This is a genomic window from Photorhabdus laumondii subsp. laumondii, from assembly GCF_003343245.1.
GTDB classification, from domain to species: domain Bacteria; phylum Pseudomonadota; class Gammaproteobacteria; order Enterobacterales; family Enterobacteriaceae; genus Photorhabdus; species Photorhabdus laumondii.
Genome location: NZ_CP024901.1, coordinates 4,512,746 through 4,528,432 on the forward strand (window position 1 = coordinate 4,512,746; position 15,687 = coordinate 4,528,432).

At 41.7% G+C, this 15,687-nt stretch carries 15 protein-coding genes and 1 other RNA gene; 7 read left to right on the top strand and 9 right to left on the bottom strand.

Annotated features, from left to right (window positions below):
* Positions 1 to 39: 39 nt before the first annotated feature.
* A complete protein-coding gene (gene dnaX / locus PluTT01m_RS19760) occupies positions 40 to 2,016 on the bottom strand; it encodes a DNA polymerase III subunit gamma/tau (protein ID WP_011147980.1) in 1,977 nt (658 codons plus the stop codon).
* Between the two features lie 96 nt (positions 2,017 to 2,112).
* Positions 2,113 to 2,664 carry an adenine phosphoribosyltransferase gene (apt, locus tag PluTT01m_RS19765; protein ID WP_011147981.1) on the bottom strand — a complete coding sequence of 184 codons (552 nt, stop codon included), beginning with the start codon at positions 2,662 to 2,664 and terminating at the stop codon, positions 2,113 to 2,115.
* A 143-nt stretch (positions 2,665 to 2,807) separates the two neighbouring features.
* Here apt and priC point away from each other — a divergent pair, with 143 nt between their 5' ends.
* Positions 2,808 to 3,350: a primosomal replication protein PriC gene (gene priC, locus PluTT01m_RS19770; protein ID WP_011147982.1), complete on the top strand. Its 543-nt coding sequence runs from the start codon at positions 2,808 to 2,810 to the stop codon at positions 3,348 to 3,350.
* Between the two features lie 22 nt (positions 3,351 to 3,372).
* On the top strand, positions 3,373 to 3,540 hold the full coding sequence (gene rsmS / locus PluTT01m_RS19775; RefSeq protein WP_011147983.1) for a pleiotropic regulatory protein RsmS: 168 nt from the start codon (positions 3,373 to 3,375) through the stop codon (positions 3,538 to 3,540).
* 128 nt (positions 3,541 to 3,668) lie between these two features.
* On the opposite strand, the gene PluTT01m_RS19780 is transcribed toward rsmS, so the two are convergent.
* On the bottom strand, positions 3,669 to 4,106 hold the full coding sequence (locus tag PluTT01m_RS19780) for a DUF1284 domain-containing protein (protein ID WP_011147984.1): 438 nt from the start codon (positions 4,104 to 4,106) through the stop codon (positions 3,669 to 3,671).
* 122 nt (positions 4,107 to 4,228) lie between these two features.
* Here PluTT01m_RS19780 and PluTT01m_RS19785 point away from each other — a divergent pair, with 122 nt between their 5' ends.
* Positions 4,229 to 4,993 (top strand): 2OG-Fe(II)-dependent halogenase WelO5 family protein, encoded by a 765-nt coding sequence (locus PluTT01m_RS19785; protein WP_011147985.1) that lies wholly within the window; start codon positions 4,229 to 4,231, stop codon positions 4,991 to 4,993.
* Between the two features lie 118 nt (positions 4,994 to 5,111).
* Here PluTT01m_RS19785 and PluTT01m_RS19790 read toward each other — a convergent pair whose 3' ends face one another.
* The 4 genes from PluTT01m_RS19790 to acrR form a co-directional block, all read right to left on the bottom strand.
* Positions 5,112 to 5,660, bottom strand: coding sequence for a biotin transporter BioY (locus PluTT01m_RS19790; protein ID WP_011147986.1), 549 nt, complete (start codon positions 5,658 to 5,660; stop codon positions 5,112 to 5,114).
* A gap of 40 nt (positions 5,661 to 5,700) precedes the next feature.
* Positions 5,701 to 6,330, bottom strand: a complete 630-nt coding sequence (locus PluTT01m_RS19795) for an energy-coupling factor transporter transmembrane component T family protein (RefSeq protein ID WP_011147987.1) — start codon at positions 6,328 to 6,330, stop codon at positions 5,701 to 5,703.
* Positions 6,327 to 7,001 carry an energy-coupling factor ABC transporter ATP-binding protein gene (locus PluTT01m_RS19800; protein WP_011147988.1) on the bottom strand — a complete coding sequence of 225 codons (675 nt, stop codon included), beginning with the start codon at positions 6,999 to 7,001 and terminating at the stop codon, positions 6,327 to 6,329. The genes PluTT01m_RS19795 and PluTT01m_RS19800 overlap by 4 nt, the downstream gene beginning before the upstream one ends.
* Before the next feature lie 413 nt (positions 7,002 to 7,414).
* Complete coding sequence (acrR, locus tag PluTT01m_RS19805) at positions 7,415 to 8,056, bottom strand: multidrug efflux transporter transcriptional repressor AcrR (RefSeq protein WP_011147989.1); 642 nt, start codon at positions 8,054 to 8,056, stop codon at positions 7,415 to 7,417.
* Between the two features lie 129 nt (positions 8,057 to 8,185).
* Between acrR and PluTT01m_RS19810 the strand changes: the two genes are divergently transcribed.
* From PluTT01m_RS19810 to PluTT01m_RS19820, 3 genes are all read left to right on the top strand, one after another.
* A complete protein-coding gene (locus PluTT01m_RS19810; protein WP_011147990.1) occupies positions 8,186 to 9,379 on the top strand; it encodes an efflux RND transporter periplasmic adaptor subunit in 1,194 nt (397 codons plus the stop codon).
* A gap of 27 nt (positions 9,380 to 9,406) precedes the next feature.
* A complete protein-coding gene (locus tag PluTT01m_RS19815) occupies positions 9,407 to 12,556 on the top strand; it encodes an efflux RND transporter permease subunit (protein WP_011147991.1) in 3,150 nt (1,049 codons plus the stop codon).
* A 1,054-nt stretch (positions 12,557 to 13,610) separates the two neighbouring features.
* Positions 13,611 to 13,814 (top strand): HHA domain-containing protein, encoded by a 204-nt coding sequence (locus PluTT01m_RS19820; protein WP_011147992.1) that lies wholly within the window; start codon positions 13,611 to 13,613, stop codon positions 13,812 to 13,814.
* An 81-nt stretch (positions 13,815 to 13,895) separates the two neighbouring features.
* Here PluTT01m_RS19820 and ffs read toward each other — a convergent pair.
* Together ffs and PluTT01m_RS19830 are read right to left on the bottom strand one after the other, a co-directional pair.
* An RNA gene (gene ffs, locus PluTT01m_RS19825) (signal recognition particle sRNA small type) lies at positions 13,896 to 13,992 on the bottom strand.
* Between the two features lie 133 nt (positions 13,993 to 14,125).
* A complete protein-coding gene (locus tag PluTT01m_RS19830; protein WP_011147993.1) occupies positions 14,126 to 14,572 on the bottom strand; it encodes a YbaY family lipoprotein in 447 nt (148 codons plus the stop codon).
* Positions 14,573 to 14,822: 250 nt separating this feature from the next.
* On the opposite strand from PluTT01m_RS19830, the gene tesB reads away from it, so the two are divergent.
* Positions 14,823 to 15,686: an acyl-CoA thioesterase II gene (tesB, locus tag PluTT01m_RS19835; RefSeq protein ID WP_011147994.1), complete on the top strand. Its 864-nt coding sequence runs from the start codon at positions 14,823 to 14,825 to the stop codon at positions 15,684 to 15,686.
* Position 15,687 lies beyond the last annotated feature (1 nt).

Below are 15,687 nucleotides of genomic sequence, written 5' to 3' on the forward strand. Positions count from 1 at the left end.
ATGGCTACATCGTACAACAAGGTACAGATTGCAGCATGGTTAAACCGGTCGGATACTCTCTTCATCCAATTCAGCATCAAATACCTGCCGCAATGTTTGAATAGTTTTATCCGCAATAATTGATTGGCGAGCTTGTGCCAATTTCTCTTCATAAATGGCTTGTCGCCACTCCAGCGGAGTTTTCTCCGCAGGATTATCATCTTCAATAATACTGAATTCAACCGTTACGCCGTACAACTCACTTAAAGCCCCCGCTAATGACTTTTGTGCGAAAGCAGAATTAAGGTGGCGCTGGCTCGAACGCAAGTGTAAACGGATATTATTTGCGCTAATCTGCTCTTTGAATGCATTTAATGCCAATTGCTGCACCAGTTTAGGAATTTTAAGTTTACCAACTTCTGCGGCCCATGCATCTCTCTGTTTAGATTCTTCCGTTAATTTCTCTGCCAGCTCTGGTGTTTTTTCATGTTCCAAAGCTGTTCTTAAAGCCTTTGGTGTGGCCACATGAGTTTCTGTTTTCTCCTCAATATTCTTGGCACGCCAACGGTAAGCTTCTTTTTTCTCAGGTTTGTTTTCCTGTTTTTTATCTATTGATGACTGAGGTCGCTGTCCTGACACTGCGGCAAGCCGTTCCAATGCTGAAGTTGCTGACTTCATCTTAACAGGCATAGCCGATTCAGGCTTTTTTGTTGGCGTTTGCTCTTGCTGTCGGGATAACACATTCCTTGCTTTCAGCAACTGCGCGGTTGGGCTTGATGCAAGCGCCTGAGGTATCTGGGGTTCCGACTGAGAAGCTCTATCCAATGGTGCCGGTTCATTAATATCATTAGCAGGTGGCACATCTCCCTGAGCACTATGTTTCGGCTGTGCTGTAACTGATGGTATAACCGCAGGATGTACCACCGGTGCCGCAACCTCTTCAATAACTGTTTTCGGATGAAATGCCAAAGCTCTGAACAGAGCCATTTCAACACCCATCCTGCGCTCCGGTGCATACGGCAAGTCCCTACGACCAATCAGCAAAGTTTGATAATAAAGTTGCAAATCTTCCGGTGAAACAGCTTTTGCCACTATCCGCAAACGGCCTTCAATTGATGAAGAATCGCTCTCTGGCTGAGAAGGTAACAATTGGAGCATTGCAATACGATGCAGCAATGCAAGAATTTCTACGAGCAAATCCTCCCAATCAGCCCCCCGTGAAGCGACTTGTTCCACCAATGCCATAACCTGCTGACCGTCAGCTCGAATCAATGCTTCAATGATTGATAATGGCTGTTCATCATCTAACGTTCCTAGCATCAAGCTGACTATTTCAGTTGTCACCAAGCCTTGTCCGATAGCAATAGCCTGATCGGTCAGACTCAAAGCATCACGCATGCTACCATCAGCAGCACGAGCCAATAGTTGACGAGCGCGGTTATCGCTCTCTATATGTTCAGCTTTAAGAATACGCTCAAGCTGATCGCTTATTTGACCTATATCCAGCGATTTGAGATGGAATTGCAAACAACGGGAAAGAATAGTCACTGGCAATTTTTGCGGATCAGTCGTTGCTAGTAGAAATTTCACATGCTCAGGTGGCTCCTCCAACGTTTTCAATAATGCATTGAAACTGTGGCGAGAAAGCATATGTACTTCATCAATCAAGTAGACTTTAAAACGCCCACGAGCCGGAGCATATTGCACGTTATCTAGCAATTCACGCGTATCTTCAACTTTAGTACGGGAAGCCGCATCAATTTCAATTAAATCGACAAATCGCCCCTGTTCAATTTCAAGGCAATTAACACATTTACCACAAGGCTTATCAGTAATACCTGTTTCACAATTTAGCCCCTTAGCAAACAAACGGGCGATCGTTGTTTTCCCGACACCTCTCGTGCCAGAAAATAAATAGGCGTGATGAAGCCGGCCATGGGCAAGACCATTAGCTAACGCGGTCAGGATATATTCCTGACCAATTACATCAGAAAATATTTGTGGGCGCCACTTACGGGCAAGTACCTGATAGCTCATTGATACCGGGAAAATCGAATACAGTTGAGCACCATGCTAACACAGCCTCACTATAGACAGCGAGGCCGATATGTTAGTAATACGAAAATAAGCAGATTAATGATCTGGGAATTCAAGTAGAGTAAAACTACTTACACCTTGTCTTTGCAGACGCTCAACACCACCTAAGCCAAGCAAACCAATAATAAAAGCCGCTTCAGAAACCTCACCACCTAAACGACGGATTAAACGAACAGTGGCTTCAACCGTACCACCCGTTGCCAGCAAATCATCAATAACCAGCACCTTATCGTTTTCTCTTACGCTATCCTTATGCATTTCCAACGTATCAGTGCCATACTCCAGATTGTACGTTTCACTCAATGTTTCCCGAGGTAGTTTGCCCGCTTTACGAACAGGAATAAAACCAACACCAAGGCGTAATGCAACCGGGGCTCCAAACAGAAAACCGCGAGCTTCAGTGCCAACTATTTTTGTGATGCCTTTGCCCTGATATCGCTCTACCAGAAGATCAATTGTTGCCTGGTAGGCAAGAGGGTTATCCAGTAAAGTGGTAATATCACGAAAAAGAACCCCCGGTTTTGGATAATCAGGAATAGTTTCAATACTGTCTTTAATAAATTGCAGTTGCTGCGCATTTGCGGTCATAATCGGTGCCAATGAGTAGAACACGAAGGTGCTAAAATCTATTCAAACTGATAGAAAAAAGCAACTAATGAACACGCACCAGCCTACTTTTTGTCGTCCCAGATTAATTCCGCTTCGCAAGGCATAACCATTTTAAGGTATAAATGAATACGCAGCCGTTATTAAATTTACTCGAAAAACAGGTCGATATACTGGCGGAAGAGATAGCACCATTAGCAGACACACCATTCTCTACTGCCCGGTTTGATCAGGCTTTATTTAACCGACACAGCGATAAACTCCGTGGTTATCTACAAGAAGTCAGGCACAACATGGAACAACTCAAAGAGTGTGTGCAAGATCACCGAACCGAACAGGTCGCATTTCTGACTGAACGCTTAGTTGCCCAAATAGAAGCATTAAGGCGTGAATTGTCTACCCAGTCATTGAGAAAAAAAGAGAGCCGATTTGAGCATAAACAACAAGCTACTGACCTGTATCACAAACTGGCTGAACATCAGGATTATGAACGCCGCCTGCTCGCAATGATCAATGATAGAGAGCTAAAATTGAATCAACAAACTACACTTAGTCATCAACAAAAAATACAGAAAGAAATCGCGGCATTAGCCGGAAGACTAGCACGTTGCCGTCAATCTCTGATGCGTATTGAAAAATCAATCGAATACAAAGAGAACATGGACTAACGATTCAGATGAGGAATGTTTTATGTCCGTCGAACATGCACCACCCGAAGTTCAACTTGCTGTTGATCTGATCTATTTACTGGAATGCAATGAAATCACTCCTGAAATCGCACTCGCCGCACTGGAAATAGTCAAACACGATTATCAAGCAAAATTAGCGAAGCAATCACCATCGGCAAAGGAGTATTGAGCGATTTACTTCAACACCTTAATAGATATCTTGATCGATACTATAAAAGATTCTTATTTGTCTTAAGTATGTGATCATACATTCATATCAATATCAGCCTTTGCTAAATTTCAAACGGCTTTATATCGTCATTCACTCTTTCCACTATTTCGTTTAAGAAGCGTTGAAGAATAATCATCCGCAGCAATTCGAGTGCAAAGCGATTCCCATTCACAGCCTATACAAGCAGATCTTATGATCCCACGATTGAAAGCCCATCGCGCCTGTTTTAAATAGGTCTCATCAAGCCTCAACGTATGACCTATATCAATTGATCGGCCCATAAGAGAACCAACAGCGTCCAAAGCTCGACTATCCCGGACAATGACACTCTCGCCAAAGCAATGAGGTTTGTCTTCTCCAAGCAAAGGAATACATATGTCATCCGGCCCTGCCACAATCAAGATATCCTCGTCCCGAATTCGAGGAATAATCCTATTGTAATTTTCAACAAAACCAGTGGAATATCCGTTGCCAGCGTAGGTAAAAATACACAAAAGGTGATGACCTCTCAGAGATATTGTCATTGTTGCGTTCCTAAATGTGATCAAATGTTGCATTTTTATACAACCAATGCTATATGATGAATACTGACCATCAACAGATCAATTTTTCTAATATAAAGAAAATCGGCTAGGAGTCGACTATTATGTCGTCACGGTGGGTATCAAACGAGCTTGTCAAATTATCATCAGAAAGCTTGCAGGCAATCATAGACAACAAGATTCCAGCTGCGATGATAGATGATTTTGCAACGACAGAAGAAACAGAACAACTTTCGTCTGCAATCCTGAGCATAAAGGCAAAACCCTATGAATTCGGAAGGCCGGGGTTTTATTTGGGAAATACACTCGCTCATTATCGTGATCGACCAAAAGAGCAATATTTTTCTCAAGTTAGCGTAGCTGAACAAGATCGCATCCAAATTATCAATCAAGCTTTTGATCCAGTTGATCGGTTCATGCGATACACCAATCACGATACAAATTTCAGCATTTCAGTCGCAGAAGAGCCGGGGTTCGGTCCCTATTTTGCCGGTATCGTCCGAATTATCTCCGGTGGCTCAGATCTACATGTAGATTACGCACCCACTTTTGCGAAAGGGAATTTAATCATCGGAGATATATCGACTCAACTTGCTTGGAACCTCTATATTTTATCTCCCTCTCAGGGAGGAGAAACCGTGATCTATAATCAACCATTCAAGAGTACTGTGGTTGATAAAACATACAAGCCGTATGACAGTTCTCTATTAGTTGATTGCGAATCTTTCACTTTTCGACCTCAAGTTGGTTCAGTCGTTATTTTCAACACAACTAACCCTCATATTGTCCTGCCTGCAAGTGGCAATCGCATTGCAACAGGCTCCTTCATCGGTGTATTAAATGAGAAGAAGCTGATTTTATGGTCGTAATACATCTCAGCGAAACATTTGGGACCTGAATATTAAGATTGCTTTTTCTTACTCTACCATCATTGTATTTATTGTAACAATTATCTCAGGAGAAGCGTCACAATAGGCACAATGACGCTTAAGAACGCGGTTCAAGAGTGGGGTAAGCCCGACGAACCGTTTTCGCAATCAAAATAACCAGTACGATTTTGATAATATCTCCCGGTATGAACCCAATTGAACCTACGGCTGCTTGCCAAGTGCTGATATTAGCAAATACGGCAATCCACGGGATACCGATTACATAAACAACCATAATTCCGCCAAAGACAAGAAATACAGCTTCTTTAAAGGTATTCAGTTTTGCAAGATTTTTCTCATACAAATAACCGATAACAAAAGCGGCAATCGGCCATGCCAAAATAAAACCACCACTTGGACTGAGAAATACACTCAATCCTCCCCGCCCTCCAGACATTACCGGTAATCCAACGGAAACAAACACACAAAAGAGCAACAATGCCAATCCACCCCGTTTCGCACCAATAATGGCACCAGCAAGCATTGCTCCCATTGACTGCGCTGTTATCGGAACGCCCACAACGGGAAGTGTCAGTGGCGGAAATAAACCCAGTGCTACGGTTAAAGAGGCAAATAGTGCTATATAAACAATATCTTTGGTAGACATTTAATCCCCCTCTCTTTTCAATAAAACCACAGCCTCTGTTTTACTTGCTGCTTGATTTACTTTTGTCAAATTCTGGATCATAAGACCTCGCTTCAATCGCGGCAGAAATATCGTCTGCCATTTTGAGCATCCGCACAATAACAGGAACTGCAATTGCAATGACACTCTTATCAAGACCTCTTGCTTTCTGCGCCTCCCGTACTTCTTCTGTAATTGACGCCAGAACAGGGATAAACCGCAAAGCAAGCGATAAAGCCAAGCTCACCTTTCCAGGATTGATACCAAAATAATACAGCCACCCAAGCCCCTTTTCCAACGCGTCGATCATATCAGAAGAACGAGTAGTGAGAGTGACCAGCGAGGCCAACAATAAAAGAGAGATAAGACGAACTATTACAAGTACACCTGCGGTCCAGTGGTGTAGAAACAATTGGACTATAAAAATAAGCACGAAGATCCATAACGCCGGCCGTAATTGCATCCAAGCCGTTTTTAATGAGATTTTGGCTAACAAGTATAAAAGTACGATGCCCGCCAATGCCGCAGCAGAAAGATCGATACGCGGAACAACGAAAAGCAATGTTCCCAGAATGAGCAAAGAAATAATTTTAAACCCAGGACTCACTCGATGCACAAATGATGAACCAGGATTATATCCAGACAGGCTCATAACATCATCCTTACGTATTCAGGAATAGCAATAGAGGGTATGTCATCAACAACAACACGACCATCATCAAAAACCAGAACACGATCAAATCCCGCCAAAAAATCAAGGTCATGAGACACTACAATTACAGTTTGAGATAAGTTATCGATTGCTGCGGCAACACGGCGCTTGTTTCGTAAATCCAGCAAGGTTGTAGGCTCATCGAAAATAATGTAATCGGGCTCCATCACCAGAACACCGGAAATCGCAAGGAGTTGTTTCTGACCACCACTTAAAAGATGGGCTGGATGCTCCCTAAATTGAAGTAAATCATAGCGTGAAAGCGCCTCTTGAGTTCTTTGTCGAATCGTGTCCTTGGAAAAACCAAGATTTTTCATTCCAAAGGCCAAATCTTCTTCAACAACAGGAAACACGATCTGATTGTCAGGATTCTGAAATACGAAACCAACCTTACGCCGGATCGCTTTACCCTCCGTTCTGGTGTTCAAACCATCCACCAAAACATCACCATTTTTCGGCACCAATAATCCATTAAGAAGACGTGCAAATGTACTTTTACCACAACCGTTGCTACCTATGATGGCAATGCGTTTTTCCTTTAGCTGCAAATTTAATTCTTGCAATATCACTCGCTCGCCATAGGCGTACGTTACATTTCGTATTTCCAGCATAGATGGTTATCCCTTAACAATTGTGGCCCGCAACTTAACACTGCCCCCATTTAGCACGGTGTCTACCTGCAAAATCCGTAGGGAAAATTCAATCAATACACTGATTTCAGCGTTATCAATCAGTTCCAACTTACTGATATTACAAGCCCTTACTCCACACTTGCCGAATTTAATCAGTACATTTTACACAACCAGAATCTTCAACATTTACCTTAGGGTATAGCCTTTCTTTGATCTCTTCTCTAACAAAACCGGCAGCAGTATCTGATATTAGAAATAATTTCAGCTTAGTTTCTCAGTCTAATCCCTTATATAACAGCAGATAAGCAAAGAGCATAAGATAATGACTTTTGGCCATTAACCACATTGTTAGCAATTACCAAAATAGAATTCACCTCTATTATTCTAGTTCTTCATTTTTCAGCAATTTTCATATGCTCACTATATTTAAGCATATCGATAAAACTATCCACTAACGACTCCGCTTCTTTCTGAATATCAAAACTATCTGGTGCAAATAACCAATTTTCCAACAAGCCCGTTATCAATCCTCTTAACATGATAGCCGCTCGCCGCAGATGAAGATTATAAGGAAGCTGGCCTGATGCAATACAACCAGAAAGAGACTCTTCAATACGAACATAGTCTGCAACACACAGTTCCTGACGCACTTCCACCAAGGCAGACATTTCACCAACAAACTCACATTTGTGGAAAAAAATCTCCATTAATAGCCGGTTTTTCGGATCATCAACGACCGACGTCAGGATATGGATGATTAAAGTTCTTAAAATCAGGAGTGGATTATTAGGATATTTTGCTTGATACTCTTTTTCTAATTCGTCAATCTTAGAATCTGTTATTCTACAGGCTTCGGAAAACAGGTCTACTTTATTTTTAAAATGCCAGTAAATTGCCCCACGGGTTACCCCAGCCGTTGTGGCAATATCTGTCAGTGAAGTAGCCGAGACACCGCGCTCAGAAAACTCTTTTATAGCTGCGTCTATAATCTGTTGCCGGGTCTCCTCAGCCTGTTGTTTAGTTTTTCGTGCCATACACTCTATTTTTAACCTAAAATGGATTTACATACATTCACGTATGTTTGTATTATAGCATGCTGTTATTAATGGAGTAATGGTTTTACGGATTGAAGGGTCAACATCTAAAAATATTGAGGTTTACTTATGCGAATAAACAGGGGAGTTTTGCCTCTGGCTACAGTACTGGTACTCTCAGGCAGCTTAGCTCTTTCAGGATGTAACGACAAAGACTCTCAGCAAGTTGCTGGGAACCAACAGGCTCCTGAAGTCGGTATCGTGACGCTGAAAACTGAACCTCTGATGGTCACGACGGAACTTCCAGGCCGAACATCAGCCTTCCGCATTGCAGAAGTTCGTCCACAAGTAAGTGGTATAATTCTGAAACGAAATTATAAAGAAGGTAGCGATGTAAAAGCAGGCGCTTCTTTATATCAGATAGATCCAGCAACTTACCAGGCTGCCTATGACAGTGCTAAAGCTGATTTGGCAAAAGCTCAGGCTCATGCAGAGATCACACGCTTGACAGCGAACCGATATAAATCACTGTTAGGTACAAACTATGTTAGTCAACAGGAATTTGATAAAGCCAGCGCCGACTACGCACAAGCGGATGCTATAGTACAGGCAGCAAAAGCGGTCGTAGAGACCAACCGTATCAATTTGGCATATACCAAAGTTACAGCGCCGATTAGTGGTCGTTCCGGCAAATCTACGATAACTGAAGGTGCTCTGGTTTCTGTTGGTCAACCAACAGCACTGACAACTGTTCAACAACTGGATCCAATTTATGTGGATGTCACTCAGTCAAGTGATGATTATCTGCGTCTTAAAAATGAAATCGCTAAAGGTATTGTGCAGAAAGAGGACAATAAGGCTAAAGTTCACCTAATCATGGAAAATGGTAAAAACTACAGTGAAACAGGTTACTTAGAATTCTCTGATATTACTGTAGATGAAACAACAGGCTCTATCACTATCCGTGCAATATTCCCTAACCCAAATGAAGAGCTACTTCCAGGCATGTTTGTTCGTGCAAAATTGGAAGAAGGTATTCGCCAGGATTCAATACTGGTTCCTCAGCAAGGAGTTACCCGTACACCTCGTGGTGAAGCTACTGTCATGGTGGTTGGTGCAGACGAAAAAGTCGAACCGCGCGTTATCACTACCAACCAAGCTATTGGTGATAAATGGCTAGTAGCTTCCGGTCTGAAAGCAGGTGATCGGGTCATCGTTACTGGTTTGCAAAAAATTAAACCCGGCATCCCGGTTAAAGCAGAAGAAGTGGACTTAAATGCAAAACCTGCTGCGAACCAAGCTGAACCTGCGAAAAAGTCTTAATTTAGGATTCATAGGAGTCAGTGATTCATGCCTAAATTTTTTATAGATCGGCCAATCTTTGCATGGGTAATCGCAATTATCACCATGCTGGCTGGGCTGTTGGCAATTATGAAATTACCCGTAGCGCAATATCCTACTATTGCACCACCGGCGATTTCTATCTCTGCAACTTATCCCGGCGCAGATGCCACCACTGTGCAAAACACAGTGACTCAGGTTATCGAACAGAACATGAATGGTATCGATAACCTAGTTTATATGTCTTCCGACAGTGATTCTGCTGGAAACATGAATATCACACTAACCTTTGAGGCCGGTACTGATCCCGATATTGCACAGGTACAAGTGCAAAACAAGCTACAACTCGCTATGCCTCTGTTACCACAAGAAGTGCAACAGCAAGGTATACGTGTAGATAAGTCCACGACCTCTTTCTTGATGGTTGCCGGATTCATCTCTGAAGATGGTTCAATGTCACAGGACGATATCTCTGACTACGTTGGTGCAACTGTCAAGGACCCTTTAAGTCGCGTAACCGGTGTAGGTGATACAATGCTTTTCGGTAACCAGTATGCCATGCGTATCTGGTTAAATCCTGACAAGCTCGTTAACTACAAGATGACGACTTTGGATGTAATAAATGCAATCAAAGCGCAAAATAACCAAATAGCCGCCGGTCAATTAGGGGGAACCCCTCCGGTTCCAGGTCAACGCCTGAATGCGTCGATCATTGCTCAAACACGTCTAACTTCACCGGAAGAGTTCAGTAATATTCTCTTGCGCGTCAATACTGACGGTTCTCAGGTCCGTCTGAAAGATGTAGCAAAGGTGGAACTAGGTGCACAAAGCTACAACATCATTGCCCGCTATAACGGTAAACCTGCTGCGGGTATCGGTGTCAAACTAGCGACAGGCGCTAACGCTTTGGATACATCCAAAGCAGTAAAAGAAGCGCTAAACAATATGGAACCTTTCTTCCCTCACGGGCTGAAAATCGTCTATCCATATGACACCACACCATTCGTTAAAATCTCTATTAACGAAGTGGTAAAAACACTGGTTGAAGCAATTATGCTGGTGTTCGTGGTAATGTACCTATTTCTCCAAAATTTCCGCGCAACACTCATTCCAACCATTGCAGTTCCAGTCGTACTCTTAGGAACATTTGCAATACTCGCTACATTTGGCTATTCAATAAATACATTAACCATGTTTGCTATGGTTCTTGCCATTGGCTTACTGGTAGACGATGCCATTGTTGTTGTAGAAAATGTTGAACGTGTTATGCAGGAAGAAGGTCTATCGCCAAAAGAAGCAACCAGGAAATCAATGGGACAAATCCAAAGCGCCTTAGTTGGTATTGCAATGGTGCTGTCTGCTGTATTTATCCCAATGGCCTTCTTCGGCGGTTCAACCGGTGCAATTTATCGTCAATTCTCGATCACTATCGTATCTGCAATGGTATTGTCTGTGCTGGTAGCATTAATCCTGACACCAGCTCTATGTGCTACCATGTTGAAACCCATTGCCAAAGGTAGCCATGGTAAGCAGACCGGCGTCTTTGGCTGGTTCAACCGCATATTTGACAAAAGTACCCACCACTATACTGACAGCATTGGTCGCATTCTACGTAATACAGGCCGTTATCTGGTAATTTATGTATTCCTGGTGGCAGGTATGGCCGTCATGTTCACACGTTTACCATCCTCTTTTCTTCCTGAAGAAGATCAGGGAGTATTGCTGACAATGGTTCAATTACCTGCGGGGGCGACACAGGAACAAACAGAAAAAGTTCTAGATAAAGTAAGCGATTACTTCAATACAGAAGAAAAAGATCGTGTGGTTTCTGTATTTACTGTCAGTGGCTTTGGTTTTAGTGGGCAAGGTCAAAACACTGGGTTGGGATTTATAAGCCTGAAAGACTGGGGTGAACGTCCGGGGGCTGAAAACAAAGTACCTGCTATTGTTGCCAGGGCTAGTGCTCACTTCCAGACAATCAAAGAAGGTATGGTTTTTGCGTTTAACATCCCGGCAATTGTAGAGTTAGGTTCAGCAACTGGCTTTGATTTTGAATTAATTGATAAAGCAAACCTTGGACATGACAAACTGACAGCAGCCCGTAATCAATTACTTGGCATGATACAACAGCATCCAGATATGTTAGTAGGTGTTCGTCCTAATGGTCAGGAAGATACCCCTCAATATCGGCTCAGAATTGATCAGGAAAAAGCTGAAGCTCTCGGTGTTTCCATCGCTGATATTAACTCAACACTCAGCACGATGTTTGGTAGTAACTATGTGAACGACTTTATTGATCGCGGTCGTGTCAAAAAAGTTTACGTTCAGTCGGAAGCACCTTATCGTATGTTGCCAAGTGACATCTACAAGCTGTATGTCCGTAACAAACAGGGTGAAATGGTTCCATTCTCTGCCTTTACAGACACGTCCAAAGAACCCTGGACCTACGGTTCACCACGTCTGGAACGTTACAACGGCTTACCATCAATGGAAATTCTGGGTGAAGCCGCTCCGGGTAAAAGTACCGGTGATGCAATGGCCCTAATGGAAGAGCTGGCATCTAAGCTACCAAATGGAATCGGTTTCGACTGGACAGGTATGTCCTATCAGGAACGTTTGTCTGGTAATCAAGCCCCAGCTCTATATGCATTATCATTGATAGTGGTATTCCTCTGTCTGGCTGCACTGTATGAAAGCTGGTCAATTCCATTCTCAGTTATGCTAGTAGTACCATTAGGTATCGTTGGAGCCTTGTTAGCAACAACATTCCGCGGCTTGGATAACGATGTTTACTTTAAAGTTGGCTTGTTGACCACTATCGGTTTGTCAGCTAAGAACGCGATACTCATCGTTGAATTCGCCAAGGACCTGATGGAAAAAGAGGGCAAGGGGTTGATAGAAGCTACGCTAGATGCGGTAAGAATGCGTCTTCGCCCAATCCTAATGACATCACTAGCATTTATGTTAGGTGTTATCCCCCTAGTACTGAGTAATGGTGCAGGATCCGGCTCTCAAAACGCAGTGGGTACTGGGGTATTAGGCGGAATGATTGCAGCAACCTCGCTAGCCATCTTTTTCGTGCCGGTATTCTTTGTGGTTATAAGACGACGTTTCAGTAAGAAAGCTGAGGAGATTGAACCCGCATCAGAATCTCACTAAATGCTACCAACAATAACCAGAAGGCCGTCAAATCGGCCTTCTTAAATATAATCGTTGCTTCCATCTGATAAGATTCTGATCATTAATCTATCCGCTTAATATTTAAGTAATTTCGTTTAAATTTAATTATAATCACCACTTATGAGTATAAAATAGCTTTAAAAATCCAAGCATTAGTGACTTTAATAAAATTAATATAAAATTTGTCGGACAAAAATTACTTTATCTTTTTTTACACTAAATGACAAAAAACAATACCAGCACATAGTGACTTATGTAATAATGATGTTATATTCATTGATTATTGTAGCCATCAGGCTATAATCTGCCGTTACTGGTATCTGAGGGTAATACTGTTTTATATAAATCTACATATTCACTCACACATACTAGCCGCTATTTATAGTTTATTGAGTTAAGGTATGAATTTTTGTTAAGAGCTGATTCTGGTTTACTAGAAGCGAATCAGAGCCATCTGTAGAAAAGATAAATAATCCCAAAGAACGATTATAGATACATAATAATAATCTCTTGAAAAAAATTTTATTTTACGTGTATATGCTTAGTGTTTAACTCAAAAAAATTAAGTAATGGCATACACAGCAAGATCAACATAGCATGGATGAATATTCACTCAAGATGACATAACATTGATGAATTAGAATGCTTATGTGAAAATCTAAGGCGAGAAGTACTTCTAGTGTAGAGTACACAGAGATGAGACTGGTTGTAAAAATGGCTTCTACATCTCAGGATAATTTAAAGCTAAACAAATAGATTGAATACATATCAACTTTCGTTTGGTACTTTAAAATAAAATATTCTGATGATTTCAGCCTTCTCACTTGAATTGATAAATGTATTGATAATACATATAGTTATACTTTGTTTAGAAACAAATTAAGATTAGCGTTTCTAAACTTATGGAATGGTAAAAAAACTAATGAACGCTTAACCAGCGTCCTGTTACAGGATTTAAATTGCTCCTTGAGCAAAATTTGATTGAATATTTCCCTCAATAATTTTTTATATATGTTAAATAAGAAAGGCGATTATGACTAAAACTGATTATCTGATGCGTTTAAGAAAATGCACCACGATTGATACACTGGAACGTGTGATTGAAAAGAACAAATATGAACTTTCAGGAGATGAACTTGAACTATTCTACTCTGCTGCGGATCATCGCCTAGCTGAGCTGACCATGAATAAACTGTATGATAGAATTCCACCTTCAGTATGGAAATATGTTCGCTAAAATAGTCTTTATCAGATAGAAAGTGATCCGAGCCGGTAAAGTGCTATCGGCTTATTAGGTTACCAATGAAATTGGCGAGGGCTCTGCCAGCGACATCCCGGCACACACATCCCCTGCTATGGCTGCTTCCTTCCGGACCTGACCAAGTTAACAAGTTAGCGTTGCGGGAGAACCAACAGAGCCCCCATTGTGACGTGTTGCTTTAACTCTAAAGCGTCGCCATTATCATTCATACCTACTTAAATAGCAAGACAAGCAGGCCCGAATGCTGGTTTATTGCACATTGCAAATCAATACAATAAGGAAATGTATTATCTAACGGCTTTCAACGTAATTTCGACATCTTTAGTCTTCCCATTATTAATCACTTCATATGCTGTATCTGTAACAAACATCAAGCGGCTATGCAGCGAAACAGAAGCTCTGACAACAATGCGTGCATTCGGCTTAATTTTGTTTGGCTGATAAGGCAAAACAAAATGGAAAGGTGATTGTTTCCCACCTAAACGCTCTACCTTCTGAGACAGAGTAACTGAAGGCGCATCAGCCAAAGACACATCAGATAACGCCACTGTCAGAACAGCATCTGCTGGCAATGCTATACGCTGTAGTATATTAATATTACCTTCAACAAAAGACCGTTTCATTAGATTTTCAATCTGCTCCACCTGAGTATCTGCTACCTCAGCACCTTTGACATTACACCCAACCAAAGCAACCGCTAGTAATACGCCAGCGGGTAACTGCCATAATTTCATACACATTCCTCCATTATTAACTAATCTATATAAATATTAAAATAAATTGAAATATCAAATCATTAAATCTAAATCATTTGAATTATAGATTAAAAATTTGAACATAAAACGCCAATAAATCTCACATTCTTTATTGCACCGCTGTTAGGACTTAAAACATTTACAATTTAGTTATTTATTAATCATCTATTAATGAGACAATAATCATCCCTTGTACTCTCGATAACCTAATAGAAAACAAAGGCATATTATGAGCAAGTCATTACAGAATCTGATAAATTTGATGAAATTGGAAAAAATTGAGGAAGGTATTTACCGAGGGCAAAGCGAAGATCTCGGTTTTCCTCAGGTTTTCGGAGGACAAGTGATTGGTCAGGCACTGTATGCTGCCAAACAAACCGTTGTCGATGACCGAATGGGCAACTCTTTCCATAGCTATTTCTTACGCCCCGGTGACAGTCACAAGCCTATCGTCTATGATGTTGAGATTTTGCGGGATGGAGGAAGTTTTAGTGCCCGGCGAGTTAGTGCAATACAGAATGGTAAACCTATCTTTTATATGACTGCCTCATTTCAAAGTCACGAAGAAAGTTTTGAACACCAAAATATAATGCCGGATGTACCCTATCCAGAAGAACTTATCCCTCAGGATGAAATTGTGAAAAAAATGTCGCATCTGCTGCCACAGAAGATGCAGAATACGCTTCTTTTTCCCTGCCCGTTAGAAATGAGACCCGTAAAATATCACAGTCCATTCAATTGTCCACCAGAAGAACCTATACGCTATGTTTGGTTCCGCAGTAACGGCAATATGCCTGATAATCCTTTTATTCATCAATATCTGCTTGGCTATGCCTCCGATTTTAACTTTCTGCCAACAGCATTACAGCCACATGGTGTCGGGTTCCTTGAGAAAAATATTCAGATAGCAACAATTGACCATTCTATGTGGTTCCACCGCCCGTTTAGACTAGATGACTGGCTGCTATATGCTGTAGATAGTCCCTCAGCTTCCGGTGCCCGTGGTTTTGTTCGGGGACAGATTTATAATCGTGAAGGGATACTTGTTGCTTCCACTGTACAGGAAGGTCTGATTAGGAAACGCAATAGATAAA